Genomic DNA, 17,230 nt, shown 5'->3' on the forward strand with positions numbered 1-17,230 from the left:
TTTAAGTTTAAATTGATGATTAGTGTTTTGCTATCGGAGCTAATGTTGGAAAATCAATGTCCGTATCTGCTAAAATATTCGCGTAATTGGTGAAAATACTGAGTGATACCTGTGCTAAAATTTCAAGAATCTGAGCATCATTATATCCTGCGGCTTTTATATTTTCAAAAGATTCGTTGGAAACAGCTCCTTTTGTATGGAGAATTTCTTTAGCAAAAACCAACGCTGCATTTATCTTAGGATCAGAAGAAACGCCGTTTCTTGCATCATTAATATCCTGTTCATCGATTCCCATTTTTCCACCAACGAAACTGTGTGCACAATTACAGTAATTACATCCGTTTTCGTTTGCTACAGTAACAGCGATCAGTTCTCCTAATTCTCCTCCAAGAGAAGAATAACTCAATCCTGCATTGAAACCTAAATAGGCATTAAGTACCGCTGGAGAATTTCCCAGCGTTCTCATCATGTTGGGAACCATTCCCATTTTAGTTTTTACCGTATCAAAAAGTTCTTTTGTTTTTCCGGTAGCTTCTTCCGGGTTTAATGCTTTAATGCGTGCCATAATATGATTATTTTAAATTATTGAAAATTGTTTGTCGTTATTGACAGTACAAAATTGCACGTTTGAGCAAGGCAAGAGTTAGCCATCATTTCCCGAAGAGTTATCAATTTTTCTTTTGTGGTAAAATTATTGTTTCCGATAGCTTAAATAATACGTTTATTGATACACAAAAGCATCAACCTGAAATAGAGGAATGCATCAATTATAAAGTAAATGAAATGATTACAGACGAAAAGTTTTGAGAATAGCCTATTATTAAAGCAAAAAAAAGAGAACCTAAAATTGTAGATTCTCTTTTCATATTGTAATTATGAAACTTTCTTTTTTCTTTTACTTTTTCTAAAATCCCACGGCGACATCGCATTATCATCTGCCCACAAACCCAATTTATTTTCTTTCGCTTGATTTTGAAATTTCTGCAGTTCCATATTTTTAGATGCCTTAAAATACCACCATCCAAAACCGGCTTTTATGATTTCGGCGGAAAGATATTTTTCGTTTTCATAGAAGATTTTGGCAATTGTTCTTTTGTATCGGTCTTTACTAATCCTATAAAACACCACTGTTTTCCCAAAAACCTGCGAACTTGTAAATTGTTTTGCATTTTTTCCGAAAGCCTGGCTGTTTTCAGGGCAATCGACATCCGCCAATCGCAATGTTTCCTGAGTTTTACCTTCTAACAAGACCACAACAGTATCGCCGTCTTTTATTTTAATAATTTTCCCTTTGGTCTGTGAGAAGATTAAAGTAGAAATAAAAAGTAACTTTATATAAATGAATTTTTTCATTAAAATTTTTGCTGAATTTCCCGAACTTTCCAATAGTTCTGCTGCAAATATAATTAAATAAGACTTTCTCACTCTCTGAAGTACCCAATTCACTAAAGCAATTCTCTTCAATAAAAATCCAATTTTAATTTGTTTACAAGACATTTTCTTTCAATTCAGATTCTTAGCCTATATAATAATAAGGATAAGTAAAATTTATTTTAATTAAACTGAAATGAACACATGAAATGCTAAAATATAAACACCTGAAAACTAAAACACTAAACATAAGTGCAACAAAATACACACTTGTAAGCCACAAAAAAGACTAAAAAAATGTTTTATCGTAAAGAATTTTATATATTTGCACCATCTAACAATTAAAAAAAAATTTACTATGTCAGACATTGCATCAAGAGTAAAAGCTATCATCGCTGATAAGCTTGACGTTGAAGAAACAGAAGTAACTCCGGAGGCTAGCTTCACAAACGATTTAGGAGCAGACTCTTTGGATACGGTTGAACTTATTATGGAATTTGAAAAAGAATTCAATATTCAAATCCCTGATGATCAAGCCGAAAAAATTACTACTGTAGGTCACGCTATCGCTTATATCGAAGAAGTAGTAAATAAATAATATTCTTCAACAAAAAGAAATTAAACAAAGTTTATGGAATTAAAAAGAGTAGTTGTAACCGGTTTTGGAGCAATAACGCCGATTGGGAATAATGCAAAAGAATACTGGGAAAATCTTCTAAAAGGTGAGAGCGGTGCCGCTCCAATTACTCTTTTTGATGCCACAAACTTCAAAACAAAGTTCGCTTGCGAAGTGAAAAATTTCAATCCATTAGACCATTTCGATAAGAAAGAAGCTAAAAAAATGGATAGAAATACTCAACTTGGCATGGTTGCTGCCAGAGAAGCAGTAGCACATTCGCGAATTATTGAAGACAATGTAGACAAAAACAGAGTCGGAGTAATCTGGGGTTCAGGAATCGGAGGTTTAGAGACTTTTGAAACTGAAGTATTGGGATGGGCAAATACGGATATTCCGAGATTCAACCCTTTCTTTATCCCTAAAATGATTGCTGATATCACTCCGGGACATATTTCTATTGAATATGGTTTCCATGGACCGAATTATACGACTGTTTCTGCATGTGCGTCTTCAGCAAATGCTTTAATTGATTCTAAAATGCTGATCCAACTGGGAAAAGCAGACGTAATTGTATGTGGAGGCTCTGAAGCAGCCGTTACAGCAAGTGGTGTCGGTGGATTCAATGCAATGATGGCACTTTCTACAAGAAACGATGATCCTACAACAGCTTCAAGACCTTTCGACAAAGACAGAGATGGTTTTGTATTGGGCGAAGGAGCAGGAACGATCATTCTTGAAGAATATGAGCACGCGGTAAAACGTGGAGCTACAATTTACGCAGAATTAAAAGGTGGAGGTCTTAGTGCAGATGCACATCACATGACGGCACCTCATCCTGAAGGTTTAGGAGCTTATCTGGTAATGAAAAGTTGTTTAGAAGATGCAGGGTTAACTGCTGATGAAGTAGATCATATCAATATGCATGGTACATCTACTCCATTAGGAGACATTGCAGAATCTAATGCAATTTCGAGATTATTAGGAGAGCACGCTTACGACATTCAGATTAATTCTACAAAATCAATGACGGGTCACCTTTTAGGTGCAGCCGGAGTTATTGAAGCTATTGCTGCGTTGGGAACTATTATTCATGGTATTGTTCCTCCTACCATCAACCATTTTACTGATGATGAAAATATCGACAGCAGACTGAACTTTACGTTCAACGAAGCTGCGAAGAAAGATGTAAAAGTAGCCATGAGCAATACTTTCGGGTTTGGTGGTCATAACGCTTGCGTTCTATTTACGAAAATCTAAATTTACTGAATGGAGTTAAAGAAATACTTTTCTAAATTCCTTCTCAAACAAAGAAAAAGAAAACTAACCGAGAGAGATTACTTTCTCAGTAATGCACTCAGCAAAATAATTGGTACTGAGGTACAAAATGTTGCGCTTTACCGTGAAGCTTTTTCTTTAAAAAATTCTTCTAAAAATAAAGACAGTAATTACGAAAGGCTTGAATTTTTAGGAGATTCTGTTTTGGGTACAATTATTTCTTGTCATTTGTTTCATACTTATCCTAAAGCTAATGAAGGGTATTTAACACAAATGAAATCTAAGATTGTTAATAGGAAAAATCTTAATAAATTAGGAGAAGACTTAAAACTGACAGATCTTTTGCTAAAGCAGAATTCTGTGGCTTTGGGTGAAAATATCTCCGGAAATTTATTCGAAGCTTTAATCGGCGCTATTTATTTGGATTTCCAGTATGAAGCCTGCAAAAGGATTATTCTGGAAAGGCTTCTGACGGCTTCCGAGATTAATAAACTTGAGAACAAAATTGTAAGCTACAAAGGTCTTCTGCTCGAATGGAGCCAGAAGAAAAAAGTGAATATAAAGTACGAAACTTGCGAAGAAATTCAGGTGAATAAATCGATTGTTTTCCGATGTCATGTATGGCTTGGAGAAGAAAGAATCGCGAATGCCACAGAAACTTCCAAGAAAAAAGCAGAAGAAAAATCTGCACAAAGGGCATTTTATATTTTAAACAAAAAGGAAAATATACTTGGAAATCCAAAAACTTTATGATCTTGATGATATAGAATTTGAAGATATTGCCATAGCATTGGTAAGATTAGCAAAAAATATACCCGATCATGAGTTTTTCTACAAGGTTAATACTATAAACGACCTCACTTTTAAAAGAATTGAAGATCTTATTCTTCATGGGTCTTATTATGACTATTATTTTCCGAGATTTGAGGCTTATCACAAGTTTACAAAGACATGTTTTACTTTCATTTCGAACAAATCTTCTGAAAGTAAACAAAAAAAATTACAGACTGAACTCTTCTCACAAGAAGAAAATATTAAGTTTTTATTAAATAATCAGGTAGAAGTGCAATATATTTTGCATAGTTCGGAACAGTTTCCTGATTTTTCCGTAATTTTGCTCCCTGAAAATCTTGTATTTCCAATTCAAGATTACACACTAGGTTCTGAAGAAGAACTTTATCAAATTATCCAGTATTATGAATAAGTATTTAAAGAAGACAAAAATTATCGCGACGCTTGGTCCGGCTTCCTCATCGAAGGAAGTGATGTTAGGGTTAATGAAAGCAGGTGTTGACATTTTCAGAATCAATTTTTCACATGCAGATTACGACTTAGTTCGATCAAATATTGAAATCATCAGAGAACTTAATAAAGAATATGGTTATTCTGTTGGTATTTTAGGAGATTTACAAGGTCCTAAGCTGAGAGTAGGTGTCGTAAAGGAAGGTTCTTACCTTAATCCTGGAGACATTCTTACCTTCACCAATGAAAAAATGGAAGGAGATTCTACAAAAGTATTCATGACTTATCAACAGTTTCCTCAAGACGTAAAAGTTGGAGAGAAAATCCTTATTGATGACGGAAAACTAATGTTGGAGGTTATTGAAACCAACTCAATAGACACTGTAAAAGCAAAAACAATTCAAGGGGGACCTCTAAGCTCTAAAAAAGGAGTAAACCTTCCCAATACAAACGTTTCTCTTCCAGCATTGACGGAAAAAGATGTGCAGGATGCTAACTTCATGCTTGACATGGAGGTTGACTGGATCGCGTTATCATTCGTGCGTCATGCTCAGGATATTATCGATCTAAAAGAATTGATCAAAAAACATCCGAATGGTAAATACAAAACGCCAATTATTGCAAAAATCGAAAAACCTGAAGGTGTAAAAAATATCGACGAAATCCTATTGGAATGTGACGGCTTAATGGTTGCACGTGGAGATTTGGGTGTTGAAGTTCCAATGGAAGAAGTTCCGGCAATTCAGAAAACTTTAGTTGAGAAAGCAAGATTCTATTCTAAGCCTGTAATTATCGCTACTCAGATGATGGAAACGATGATTAACAGCTTAACGCCAACAAGAGCGGAAGTAAACGACGTTGCCAACTCTGTATTGGACGGAGCTGATGCGGTAATGCTTTCAGGAGAAACTTCTGTGGGTAGATATCCTGTTCAGGTGGTTGAAAATATGACTAAAATTGTGAAAAACATCGAGATGACACATTTTTATCAGCACAAAAACGAACCTATCGAGAAAGACTTCAACTGTATTGATGAGAGATTCATCACCAACAGAGTATGTCTTGCTGCGGTAAGAATTGCCAAAACGACGAATGTTGCAGCAATCGTTACGTTAACAAGTTCTGGATACACAGCTTTCCAGCTTGCGGCACACAGACCAGATTCTCACATTATTGTTTACAGTGGAAACAAAAAAGTAATTACCATGCTGAACCTTCTTTGGGGTGTTCACGCGTATTATTACGATATGAACAAATCTACTGATGAAACGATTATCCAAGTGAATATGCTTACTCACAACTCTGGTTTCATTGAAGCGGGAGACTTTGTAATCAACATCAATGCGACTCCATCTTATGAAGGCGGAAAAACAAATACATTGAGATTAACAAACGTGTAAACAGAAAATTGCTTTTATATAAAACAAAACTCCCGAATATTTTCGGGAGTTTTGTTATTTGAAATTAGAATTATAAAGTCCTTGATAATTATTAATATTAAAAAAAATCATTATTAACAAGATATAATTTTTAAGGTAAATTCCTTTTGAGACTTCTAAAATTTTGATTTTAATACATTTATACTTATAATTTATTGTAATTTTAATACAAAATTAATTCACCAAATATGAAAAAACTCTTTCTCTTATGTGTTATAATTTTGGGAATAAGTATCTATGCTCAGACCAACGTTGCTGCCTATACTTTTTCTAAAACTACAGGTGGAACTTATATACCAATTACAGGTGGAACCAAGCTATTTCCGTCTGGAACTAACTCAACATATGATGATGAGATTTCACCAGCTATTACACTATCATCTCCTTTTATTTTTGGTGGTGTTACGATTAGTAAAGTGTATGTAAGTACAAATGGTTTTATAACTTTTGAATCCGCACCTTCACCAACAAATTATACCCCTTTAAATATTACAGCGAATGATAAAGGAGCTATATCGGCGTTTGGTCAAAACGGAGGATTTTCTCCTTCAGATAATCCTCAGCCAACCGGTAATCATGAGGTAAGATATCAGGATTTAGGAAATGAATTTGTTGTTCAGTGGCAGAATCATGCAAGTTACGATAACAGATTTACTGAAAATCTTAATTTTCAAATCCGCTTAAATTATACTACTGGAGTTATTAACATTGTTTACGGAAGCTGTACGGATCCAGGACCTGCCTCTTACTCAGGCGCTACACCACAAGTCGGAATAAGAGGAAATACGAACAATTATATGAACAATGTAAGCCCGCTTACAATTTACAATGCTCCGATAGGCACAACCTGTGATTGGAGTAATGCCGTTACGGGAACTTCCACCACAAGTACGATGATCTTTTCCGGATTTATTAATCCAAATATTAAAATCCCATCAGGATTGCAATATACATGGACTCCTGGTACTCAATTACCGGTAAGAACTTTGGGCTCTATATCCGCGATAACAACCAATAGTGTAAACGTAGGCTGGACAGCCGCATCGGGAGCTACTGGTTATAATATTCAGTATAGAACTTTTGGAAGTTGTGACTGGACAAACTTTACTGGAAATCCCGTTTCTGGAACTAATGCTACACTTACAGGGTTAAATGAGGGTACTAAATATCAGCTTCAAATACAGGCTTTGAAAGGTAGTGTACAGTCGACCTATTCCCATATCCCAAGTTCATCATTAAGCCCCGATCCACAGGCAGGCTCTTTTACGACGACAGCAAATTGCGCAACAACAATTTCATCTCTATCTTATACCACCATTACACCTAATTCAGCTACTATAACGTGGCTTACTTTTACAGTGTTCCCCAATAATGGATATGAATATTATTACAGTACATCACCTATTCTTCCTACTAACACTACAATACCATCAGGTTCTGCTCCTCCCAATGCACCTGTAAATACTGCACTTATATCAGGATTAACACCTAATACTACATATTATTTTTGGGTAAGAGGAAACTGTGATGGAATTAATAAAGGAGGATGGTCTAATACCGGCGTTTTTAAAACCACTACTCTTTGCCCATCATCTGTATCTGTTTCAAATAATGAAGCCGGAACAAGTGCATCTCCAACGATAAGTTGGACAGCAGTAAATGGTGCAGCTGGCTATAAGTTAAAAATTGGAACTACTTCGGGTGGAAATGATGTAGTAGATGCTGACATCGCAGGCAATGTAACCAATTATATTATTAGTACTCCATTAGCTAGTTCAACATCATATTATTATTCTGTAACTGCATATACAGCTGCATCCACAATCCCGACAACACCTTGTGAGATCAGGATGTTTAAAACACCGTGTGATGCTTTGAATGTTCCTTATTCTCTAGATTTTGAAAATGTCGTTACTCCTGCATTACCAGACTGTACAACTTCTTCCGGTTGGAAGACGAAACAAGGAAGTGGATCTTTTGCTACAAGTACAAAAGTTTTAATATACGAATCTACAAGTGGTTCCGCAAATTCATGGTTCTTTACGAGGGGGGTAAATTTAACTGCTGGTACGGCATACAATATTTCTTTTAAATATGCTAAAGGACCGTTTCAGGAAAAGCTAAAAGTTGTGTATGGAACTTCTGCTACGGTGGCAGGTATGACCAACATAATTGCAGATTACCCTAATATAACAAATAATATTGTAAACTCAGAATCTATTAATTTTACTCCTACTGTTTCAGGTATTTATTACTTTGGATTTAATATATATTCTAATAATTTTAGTTTTAATATTTTATCAATTGATGATATTAATATTAATGAAGTCGCAAACCTTGCCACTATTGAAACTTCCGGAAGTAAAGATCAAATTAAAATATATCCAATCCCATTCTCAGAAAATATTACTATTTCAGATGTTACAAATGTTAAAAGTATCTCAATTATAGATGTTTCAGGAAAATTATTAAAAACATTTAATAAACAGACTTCAACGCTTGATTTAAAAGATTTAATTTCAGGTGTATATATGGTTGTATTAACCATGAAAGATGGTTCTAAACAATCAGTAAAAGTTATTAAGAAGTAGTCTTAAATGTTGTACTGTAAAAATAATCCGTCTCACAGCAATAAACTGTGAGACGGATTATTATACCATCATCGTTATTTATTATCTTATTCTTTCATTTAAAAATTAAAAAAAACTCATATAAAAAAGATAAAAAGAAAGACCGAAAAAGAGTACGTATTTTAATTTCCAACAACAGTCTTCGCGGTCACAAATTCTTTTAGAGCCAATAAAGAAAGCTCTGTTCCATATCCGGAAGCTTTTGATCCACCGAAAGGAAAACGAGGATCAGAACTCGTCATTCTATTAATATTTACCGTTCCGGATTCTAGGTTTTCAATAAAAAATAACTGACGGTCTTTGTTTGCCGTCCACACAGAATTTGAAAGCCCGAAAGGAATATCATTCGCCATCTGTAAAGCTTCTTCATCGTTTTTAGCGACCATTATCATTCCAAGAGGTCCGAAAAGCTCTTCTTGCAAAATAGCATTTCCCTGTTGTACTCTAATTAATCCCGGCTTAAATTCATTATCAGAAATTCTCTCTAAAGGAATAATAATTTCTGCGCCGTTTTCTAATGCTTTATTAAATTGCTTTTCCAACTCATCTGCCAAATCCGGTCTTGCCATTCCTGCAATAACGGTTTCTTTGTTCATAGGATCTCCCAAAACATAGGTTTGATATTCTGCAATGAATTTCGGAAGAAATACATCTTCAATTTTTTCATCAACGATAAATCTTTTTGCAGCAGTACAAGTTTGTCCGCAATTTTGAAGTCTCGATTTCACTCCTGCTTTTGCAGCTTCATCCAAATCGGCATCATCCAAAATAATAAAAGCATCACTTCCGCCCAATTCAAGCAAAGATTTTTTGATGTTCAAACCGGCTATTGAAGCGACTTCACCACCTGCTTTTCCGCTTCCTGTTAAACTCACTCCTTTTACAGCGTCATGTTCAAGAATCTCCTTTACTTCTTTGTGTCCCACTTCAAGATGCTGGAAAATACCTTCCGGAAAACCAGCTTCCAAAAGAACTTCTACAATTGCATTTCCGCTTCCGAAACAAATGGAAGCATGTTTCAAAACAACCGTATTTCCTGCTAACATTGCGGGAACTGCAAATCTCAAAACCTGCCAAAAAGGGAAATTCCAAGGCATTACTCCTAAGATTACACCTTTTGGAACATAATGAACTTCAGAATATGCAAATTCAGAATCAATTTTTTCCGGCATCAGAATATTTTCAGCATCTGCATAATAATTCATCATTAAAGCACATTTTTCCACCTCAGCAATCGACTGTGAAATCGGCTTATTCATTTCTGTTGTAATGATTGTACCAAATTTTTCAGAATTGTTTTTTAAGATTTCCGCTGCTTTTGCAATGAGTTTTTGTCTGTCTTCGAATGGCACTTTTTTCCATTCTGAAAATGCCTTATCTGCTTTAATAAGTTTATTTTCAATTGATTGTTCCATAATGTAATTTCTGTTTTTAAATCCAAATCAATGAATTTAATTAATGCTTCTTCTTAAGCATCGTGAAAGCAACAAATTTTGTTCCTTAAGGTTAAATAAAATAGTGATTTTCTCTATGAGAAAAATATAATTTTTTGGTTTAGATCATAAACCATTCATTCATAAGTGTTGCTGCCAATCTCGCCGTTCTGTCCTGAATATCATAGCTTGGATTAACTTCTGCCACATCTAAGGCTAATAATTTTTCATTTTTCAACATATGTCTGTAAAAATGCATAAATGTCGCATCCGCAAAAATCCCGTTATAAGCCGAAGCCGAAACTCCGGGAGCAATCGAGGCGTTAAAAACATCCATACAAATCGTTAAATAAGCATAATCTACACTCTCCAGCAATTCATCAATCCGCTGATAAATTGACGGAAGATTTTCAAAGAAAAGTTCATCTGCCAAAATATATTTCATCCCATATTGATGAGCCGTATCAAATAATTTCAACGTATTAGAATTTCTCTGAATCCCGATATGCAAAGAATTGATCTCACCTTCCTGGGCAATCTGCCAAAATCCGGTTCCGGAAGTCGGTCCTACTCCATTTTCAGGCTGTCTGTTGTCAAAATGAGCGTCGATATTGATGATCCCGATTTTTTGTTCGGGAAAAGCGGTTTTTAGTCCTAAATAATGAGCATAGGTAACTTCATGTCCACCGCCTAAAACCATGGATTTTCCTCCTTTCAATAAAACTTTGGAGACCTTTTTGGCAAGAGTATGCTGAGTGTTTTCCAAATCTCCGTCGTCACAGGTGATATTTCCAAAATCAAGCAATGAAAAATCAGGTAGAATCACGGGAAAATTAGACATATTTTTCCTGATAATATCCGGAGCATCTTTTGCACCCTGTCTTCCTTTATTCCTTCGAACGCCTTCATCCACAGCAAATCCGTGTAAAACGAAATCTTTAGTTGAGATCGCATCGTAATTATTCTCTTCTCTCACCCTCTGAAACATCCTGTGATAAAGAAGTTCTTCACCGTCTAGTCTTCCTTCCCAAATCATGATTTAATTATTTTGATTTACATTATATCGTTCAAAACTCTGCCAATATTTGTCTTTGTAAATTTCTAATGACATTTTATATTCGGAATGATCATTTATTATTGTACCCAGAACTTTGGAAGGCTTTCTGAAATCTTTACTTGCAAAATAAATCTCTCTAACGTTATCCGCACTTTCTCTGCCAATATAAATGTTCCCATCTTCGCTTTTAAGATTTTGAAAAGCAGCTTCTTCAATATCATTTAATTTTTCGTAGTCTTCCTTTTCAGGAAGTCCATTATTTTGTTCTCCGTTATACTCAATTTTCAGAACAGAAATCCACGGATAAGAAGCTTTAGCGTCATACTTTAACGAGGTGGTATTAATTGTGGCAATTAAGGGTAATCCATTCTTTAAAATAGCTTCAAGAACTGTATAAGCATCTTCTTCCCCAAAATCTTTCACATCTTTATACTTTTCTGTAAACTCTCTTTCGCGCCATAATAAAAAATCTTTCAGCTTAGAAATCGGTACCAGTTCTTTTTCTGCCTCATTTTTTCCGATCACGTTAAAAGTATCGATCTGAGTCGCAAAATTGAGTTCACCTAAGAAGTTATCCAGAAAAATACAGACTCCGGTTACAGCAGAATTCTTGTTTTCTGCATTTAAATCTTCATAAACAAAAGTAATGTCGATCTCATCAGGATAACCTTCGATTTCATTGGCATAAAAGAAAATATTATCCCCCGAAAATTTGTAACCTTCCATTTCAATTCCGCTGGTAAGATTCATTTTCGGTTTTAATGCTGTAAATTTCCAGCCATCCAATTTCGGAGCAACGGCAATAATTTCTTCTGCAAAAACAATATTTTTAATTTCTCCTTCTACCGTAATAATGAGTTCGGCGGTTGTGTCATCACTCATTCCTGCAAGAAAATAATACCCTTCATTGATCTGTTTGAGCTTCGGTGCAATAATATCAAAAAAATTAGTCTCGATATTATTTTGGATTTTTACCTCTTCATAAAATTCTTTTTCTTTAGTGATAAACCAATCCCAAAAATCTTGATAAGTTCTGATTTCACTATCTTTCTCAGTAGTTTTTTTTATTCCTGAGAACCTGTCTAAAATTCCCATATCATTTTTGTTTTTATTTATACTTATAAACGCTTATAAGAAATTTAATTATTAAATATATTATTGAAATGAATACTGTTAACCAGATTAATATAATCAAAACATCTCTGAAAGCAAATGGCGGATCCCCTACTCTTTTTGTCATCACTGTAAAAATTAAGACTATTGAGAAAAAGTATAAGAAGACAATTAATGTAATAATGGAGACAAAATAAATGACTATTTTTTTCATCTCATTAATTAATATTTTTCTCCATCAATATAAACTCCTTCCGCCTTCAAGCTTCCCTGATTGTAAAGAACATTCTGGAAATTATTTGTTTTAAAAGTCACAAAATCTGCCTTCAAGCCTTCTTCTAGTTTTCCTCTGTCTTCCAAATCCAGTGCAAAAGCCGAACGGAAAGTCATTCCTGCTAAAACTTCTGCGGTTGTTAACTTTTCAAATGTTGCTAAAATCGAAGCTTGAGTAATCAGATTTCCCATCGGTGCAGAACCCGGATTCCAGTCGCTTGCAATCGCTACAATTGCTCCTGCATTCAATAATTTTCTTGCCGGAGTAAATTTCTCTCCCAATCCTAAACTTGCGCCCGGTAAAGCTGTTGCCACGGTATTTGATTGTGCTAAAAACTCAATATCTTCATCTATTGTCGCTTCCAAATGATCTGCAGATTTCGCGCCAACTTCCACAGCAATTCTTGAGCTTCCCGGCGTGAACTGATCTGCATGAACAGTAATATCAAAACCTAAATCTTTAGTTTTAAGCAAAAAATCTTTACTCTCTTCCGGTTGAAACGCAGATTTTTCAATGAAAATATCAACACGTTTTGCAAGGTTTTCTTCTTTTACTTTCGGTAAAATCTCCGTTAAAATATATTGTAAATATTCTTCGTTACTTCCCTCAAAATCTCTAGGTTTCAAATGCGCAGAAAGACAAGTCGGAACCAAAGTCGCTTTGGTCTGTTCCTGAGCTTTTTTAATGATTCGAAGCATTTTCAGCTCGTTTTCGACATCTAATCCGTAACCGCTTTTTACTTCAATTGTTGTAATTCCAAGAGATAGTAAAAAATCAATTCTTTCTAATAAAGTTCTTAATAATTCTTCCTCGGAAGCGCTTCTTGTATGTTGAACAGAACTCCAGATTCCACCGCCACTTTCAGCGATTTCAAGATATGTTTTCCCTGCGTTACGCATGGCAAAATCATTCGCACGATTTCCGCCAAAGCAAATGTGCGTGTGAGAATCTACGAAAGCCGGAAGAACGATTTGTTCGCCTTCAATCGTTTCAATTTCTATATTTTGATTTTCTGATTTTAAGGTTTCAAAGTTTCCGACTTGCTGGATTTTATTGTTATTAATTAAAATTCCACCATCGACAATAATTTCAAGTTGTTCGTCAGAAAGTTTTCCTCTTAGCGGAAGATTGGCAAGTGTTACTACTTGTTTGAAAGGACCAATTAATTTCATTTATTTAGTTTAAAGCTAAAGTTCAGATAAAAAATGCTTTTCATTCTACTTTGCCTGAATGTTTCCAGCATACCAAAAATGTACAAAAAATTTGTCATTCCGTAGGAATCTCAGCTTGGAAATAAGCCAAACAGTTTTTATCTTAATTTTCATCTCAAAAATACTCAAAATATCTCTTCTGCTCAAATCTTAATTTTTACTCAATCTCAGCCTTTAAACCTTAACCTAAATTCCTTATCTTTACAGTAAATGAAATTGAATTAATGCCTGATTTTTTACATCCAGACAAAGACAATTATTCCCGTGAAGAGCTCATACAGGAAGAACAGATTCGTCCCCAGAGCTTTAAAGATTTTGCCGGACAGAGAAAAACTTTAGAAAATCTTGAAGTTTTCGTTACTGCTGCCAAGAAACGTGGCGGTGCTCTCGATCATGTTTTGTTGCATGGTCCTCCAGGTTTGGGTAAAACGACTTTAGCCAATATTATTGCAAATGAACTCGATGTAAACTGTAAAATTACATCCGGTCCTGTATTGGATAAACCCGGAAGTTTAGCCGGATTATTAACCAATCTGGAAGAAAATGACGTGCTTTTCATTGATGAAATTCACCGTTTGTCGCCTGTTGTGGAAGAATATCTGTATTCTGCGATGGAAGATTATAAAATCGATATTATGCTGGAAACCGGTCCGAATGCGAGAAGTGTTCAGATTGGTCTGAATCCTTTTACCTTAGTTGGAGCAACGACCCGAAGCGGAATGCTGACAAAACCAATGTTGGCAAGATTTGGGATCCAAAGCAGACTGGAATATTATACGATTGAGCTTTTATCGATGATTATCATTAGAAGTGCAAGAGTTTTGGGGGTAAAAATTTATGAAGATGCAGCCATTGAAATTGCAAGAAGAAGCCGCGGAACTCCCAGAATTGCAAATGCGCTTTTGAGAAGAGTACGAGATTTTGCGGAGATAAAAGGTAATGGAGAAATTGAAATTAACATTACAAAATATGCTTTAAATTCTTTGAATGTCGATGAATTCGGTTTGGATGAGATGGACAACAAAATTATGCGTGTCATGATTGAAAACTTCAAAGGAAAACCTGTCGGAATTTCAGCCTTGGCAACATCTATTGCAGAAAATCCTGAAACATTGGAGGAAGTTTATGAGCCATTTTTGATTCAGGAAGGGTTTATTATCAGAACTCCGAGAGGTCGAGAAGTTACGGATAAAGCCTATAAACATTTGAATATTGCGATACCTAGAAGTCCGGGAGAACTTTTTTAAGTGTATAAGATTTTGAATGTAATGTTTAAAGTTTTTTTAACCACAAAAGATATTTTAGTTAAAAATAAAACTGAAATGTTAAAAACTTTTTGGTTAAAATAGAAATAAAAGAATTTATGTTTATTCCCAAATTATATAAAAGCGAAGATTACCATTTGATGAAAGAAATCATCAGAGAGAATTCTTTTGCTTTATTAATTTCTTCTGTGGATAAAATCAGAGCGACGCATTCGATGATGCTGCTGAATGAAGATGATCCGGAAAATATTTATATTGAAAGTCATATTTCGAGAGCAAATCCGCAAGCGAAAACCTTGAAAAACGGAGATGAAGTTCTTTGTGATTTTTTGGGAGCACATACGTATATTTCGAGCAGTTGGTACGATCATATCAATGTTTCGACTTGGAATTATGAAGCGGTACAGATTTATGGTAAAATTGAATTGATGAATCAGGAAGAATTGTATCATCATTTAGATAAATTGACTTCGAAATACGAAAGTTTTCAGCAATGTCCGATGATGGTGAAAGATATGGGAAAAGAATTTGTAGAGAAAGAAATGAAAGGAGCTTTTGGATTAAAAATTATTCCGACTGAGATTTTTATTAAGCAAAAATTGTCTCAAAACAGAAAAGAAAACGATTTCCAGAACATCATTTTAAATCTTGAAAACAGCGACGAAAACGGAAAGAAAATTGCGGAGAAAATGAAAACATTAAATAAATAATACGTTATAAAACTTAATATTATATGAAACTATATCCAATACAATGTGGAAAATTTAAACTGGATGGCGGCGCCATGTTTGGAGTCGTCCCAAAGAGTTTGTGGGAAAAAACAAATCCTGCAGACGAAAAAAACCTAATCGAACTGGGAACGCGTTCCCTTCTTGTGGAAGACGGAAAAAAATTAATCTTAATTGATTGTGGTCTTGGAAACAAACAAGATGACAAATTTTTCGGTCACTACTCTCTTTGGGGAGATGATAATTTAGATAAAAACTTAAAAAAATACGGGTTTGTAAGAGAAGATATCACCGATGTTTTCTTTACCCACCTTCATTTCGACCACTGCGGTGGAGCTATCGAATGGAACGACGACAGAACGGGTTACAGACCGGCTTTCAAAAATGCACAGTTCTGGACGAACGAAAACCATTGGAAATGGGCTACAGAACCCAATCCGAGAGAAAAAGCAAGTTTCTTAAAGGAAAATATTTTTCCGATTCAGGAAAGTGGACAACTGAACTTTTTGCCGCTTCCTAAGAATGGAAATTATGGTTTTGCTCCGGATCTGAAAATGGATGTGATTTTCGTGGATGGTCATACCGAAAAACAGATGCTTCCCGTACTTCAATATCAGGACAAAACGATTGTCTTCGCTGCCGATCTGATTCCTACTGCAGGACATATCAATCCGGTGTATGTGATGGGATATGACACGAGACCACTTTTAACGGTAGAAGAAAAAGGGAAATTTCTAAAACAATGTGTGGATAATGAATATCTGCTGTTCTTTGAACATGATGCACACCACGAATTGGGAAGTCTTAAAATGACCGAAAAAGGCGTAAGACTTGATGAAACCTTTAGTTTTAATGATGTTTTTGGCTATTAATTTTTAACCATGGAAGAATTACACTCAGAAACTCAGAAAGCAGAACCCGACCCATTATCAAGCCCCAAAATCATTGGTTTAACGGGTGGAATAGGTTCAGGAAAAACCACGGTTGCAAAATTTATTGAAGATTGTGGATTTCCGGTTTATTATTCGGATGACAGAGCAAAGGATATCGTGAATGACAACGATGATTTAAAGGCAAAAATCAAAGAACTTTTAGGAGATAAGGCTTATGATGAAAATGGGCTTTACGACAGAAAATATGTAGCTGAAAAGGTTTTTAACAATAACGATCTGCTCCACGAATTAAATGAAATTATTCATCCCGCTGTTCGAATTGATTTTGAAGATTGGGTAAAAAAACAAACCAAGTATTTAGTTTTTAAAGAGACTGCTATATTGTTTGAATTAAAACTGAATAAGCAATGTTATAAGTCTATTTTGGTAACTGCTGAAGACAACATCAGAGCGAAAAGAGTAATGGATCGAGACGGCAAAACTTATCGTGAAGTACAAGCTATCATGGAAAAGCAGATGCCCGAAAAAGATAAGATAAAACTCGCAGACTGCATCATCCACAACAATACGAATGTAGAAGATCTAAAGGAACAAACCGAAAAGATTATCTTCGATATCGAATAAAAAAAATTAAGCTCGTTGGATTCATTTCTAACGAGTTTTTTTGTGCTTTAAATTTC

The 17,230-nt window shown here is 35.0% G+C and carries 17 protein-coding genes; 11 read left to right on the forward strand and 6 right to left on the reverse strand.

Annotation, left to right across the window (positions count from 1 at the left end):
• Positions 1-19: 19 nt before the first annotated feature.
• On the reverse strand, positions 20-565 hold the full coding sequence (locus J3D55_RS21235; RefSeq protein WP_259134575.1) for a carboxymuconolactone decarboxylase family protein: 546 nt from the start codon (positions 563-565) through the stop codon (positions 20-22).
• 62 nt (positions 566-627) lie between these two features.
• Here J3D55_RS21235 and J3D55_RS21240 point away from each other — a divergent pair, with 62 nt between their 5' ends.
• Positions 628-807 carry a hypothetical protein gene (locus tag J3D55_RS21240; protein ID WP_259134577.1) on the forward strand — a complete coding sequence of 60 codons (180 nt, stop codon included), beginning with the start codon at positions 628-630 and terminating at the stop codon, positions 805-807.
• Positions 808-873: 66 nt separating this feature from the next.
• Here J3D55_RS21240 and J3D55_RS21245 read toward each other — a convergent pair whose 3' ends face one another.
• Positions 874-1,497 (reverse strand): thermonuclease family protein, encoded by a 624-nt coding sequence (locus J3D55_RS21245; protein ID WP_259134579.1) that lies wholly within the window; start codon positions 1,495-1,497, stop codon positions 874-876.
• A gap of 232 nt (positions 1,498-1,729) precedes the next feature.
• On the opposite strand from J3D55_RS21245, the gene J3D55_RS21250 reads away from it, so the two are divergent.
• From J3D55_RS21250 to J3D55_RS21275, 6 genes are all read left to right on the forward strand, one after another.
• Positions 1,730-1,969, forward strand: coding sequence for an acyl carrier protein (locus tag J3D55_RS21250; RefSeq protein ID WP_002976354.1), 240 nt, complete (start codon positions 1,730-1,732; stop codon positions 1,967-1,969).
• 33 nt (positions 1,970-2,002) lie between these two features.
• Entirely contained in the window at positions 2,003-3,247 is a 1,245-nt protein-coding gene (fabF, locus tag J3D55_RS21255) for a beta-ketoacyl-ACP synthase II (protein ID WP_259134581.1), read from the forward strand.
• Positions 3,248-3,256: 9 nt separating this feature from the next.
• Positions 3,257-4,018, forward strand: a complete 762-nt coding sequence (gene rnc / locus J3D55_RS21260; protein ID WP_259134583.1) for a ribonuclease III — start codon at positions 3,257-3,259, stop codon at positions 4,016-4,018.
• Positions 3,996-4,469, forward strand: a complete 474-nt coding sequence (locus J3D55_RS21265) for an IPExxxVDY family protein (protein WP_259134585.1) — start codon at positions 3,996-3,998, stop codon at positions 4,467-4,469. Before rnc ends, J3D55_RS21265 begins: the two co-directional genes overlap by 23 nt.
• Positions 4,462-5,907 (forward strand): pyruvate kinase, encoded by a 1,446-nt coding sequence (gene pyk / locus J3D55_RS21270; RefSeq protein WP_259134587.1) that lies wholly within the window; start codon positions 4,462-4,464, stop codon positions 5,905-5,907. The genes J3D55_RS21265 and pyk overlap by 8 nt, the downstream gene beginning before the upstream one ends.
• A 227-nt stretch (positions 5,908-6,134) precedes the next feature.
• The gene (locus J3D55_RS21275) at positions 6,135-8,537 is read left to right on the forward strand and encodes an NIDO-like domain-containing protein (protein ID WP_259134589.1); all 2,403 of its coding nucleotides are present in this window, start codon (positions 6,135-6,137) and stop codon (positions 8,535-8,537) included.
• A gap of 161 nt (positions 8,538-8,698) precedes the next feature.
• Here J3D55_RS21275 and J3D55_RS21280 read toward each other — a convergent pair whose 3' ends face one another.
• From J3D55_RS21280 to hutI, 4 genes are all read right to left on the reverse strand, one after another.
• Positions 8,699-9,991, reverse strand: coding sequence for an aldehyde dehydrogenase family protein (locus J3D55_RS21280; protein ID WP_259134591.1), 1,293 nt, complete (start codon positions 9,989-9,991; stop codon positions 8,699-8,701).
• A gap of 139 nt (positions 9,992-10,130) precedes the next feature.
• On the reverse strand, positions 10,131-11,045 hold the full coding sequence (hutG, locus tag J3D55_RS21285) for a formimidoylglutamase (RefSeq protein ID WP_259134593.1): 915 nt from the start codon (positions 11,043-11,045) through the stop codon (positions 10,131-10,133).
• Positions 11,046-11,048: 3 nt separating this feature from the next.
• On the reverse strand, positions 11,049-12,161 hold the full coding sequence (locus tag J3D55_RS21290; protein WP_259134595.1) for a DUF695 domain-containing protein: 1,113 nt from the start codon (positions 12,159-12,161) through the stop codon (positions 11,049-11,051).
• 240 nt (positions 12,162-12,401) lie between these two features.
• The gene (hutI, locus tag J3D55_RS21295; protein WP_259134597.1) at positions 12,402-13,625 is read right to left on the reverse strand and encodes an imidazolonepropionase; all 1,224 of its coding nucleotides are present in this window, start codon (positions 13,623-13,625) and stop codon (positions 12,402-12,404) included.
• A 263-nt stretch (positions 13,626-13,888) separates the two neighbouring features.
• On the opposite strand from hutI, the gene ruvB reads away from it, so the two are divergent.
• From ruvB to coaE, 4 genes are all read left to right on the forward strand, one after another.
• A complete protein-coding gene (ruvB, locus tag J3D55_RS21300) occupies positions 13,889-14,911 on the forward strand; it encodes a Holliday junction branch migration DNA helicase RuvB (RefSeq protein ID WP_259134599.1) in 1,023 nt (340 codons plus the stop codon).
• Positions 14,912-15,000: 89 nt separating this feature from the next.
• Complete coding sequence (locus J3D55_RS21305) at positions 15,001-15,639, forward strand: FMN-binding negative transcriptional regulator (RefSeq protein ID WP_259134601.1); 639 nt, start codon at positions 15,001-15,003, stop codon at positions 15,637-15,639.
• Between the two features lie 23 nt (positions 15,640-15,662).
• Positions 15,663-16,529: an MBL fold metallo-hydrolase gene (locus J3D55_RS21310; protein WP_259134603.1), complete on the forward strand. Its 867-nt coding sequence runs from the start codon at positions 15,663-15,665 to the stop codon at positions 16,527-16,529.
• A 9-nt stretch (positions 16,530-16,538) separates the two neighbouring features.
• Complete coding sequence (gene coaE / locus J3D55_RS21315; protein ID WP_259134605.1) at positions 16,539-17,174, forward strand: dephospho-CoA kinase; 636 nt, start codon at positions 16,539-16,541, stop codon at positions 17,172-17,174.
• Positions 17,175-17,230: the final 56 nt, after the last annotated feature.

Origin of the sequence: Chryseobacterium ginsenosidimutans (assembly GCF_024807225.1) — a bacterium.
In the GTDB taxonomy this organism is placed as follows: Bacteria; Bacteroidota; Bacteroidia; order Flavobacteriales; family Weeksellaceae; genus Chryseobacterium; species Chryseobacterium ginsenosidimutans.